1 protein-coding gene is annotated in these 214 nt (G+C 75.7%); it reads left to right on the plus strand.

Annotated features, from left to right (window positions below; all coding sequences use genetic code 11):
* Positions 1-214 (plus strand): DUF998 domain-containing protein (locus tag VR44_RS11170; RefSeq protein ID WP_045947281.1); only part of this gene is annotated, 214 nt, incomplete at both ends.

Here is a 214-nt window from a genome sequence, read left to right on the forward strand (position 1 = left end):
TTCTGGCTGGCGGCGGTCTTCCCCGCCGACGCCGGAGCGGGATTCCCGGCCGGGGCGCCCGAGGCGACCGTGATGAGCGCACACGGAACGGTCCACATGGCGGCCGGGATGCTCGGCTACCTCGCCCTGTGCGCCGTCTTCCTCGTCCTGGCCCGTCCGCTCGCGTCCCGGGGCCTGCGGGGCTGGGCGGTTGCGTCCCGCGTCGTCCCTGTGG

Origin of the sequence: Streptomyces katrae, assembly GCF_000966975.1 — a bacterium.
Lineage (GTDB): Bacteria > Actinomycetota > Actinomycetes > Streptomycetales > Streptomycetaceae > Streptomyces > Streptomyces katrae.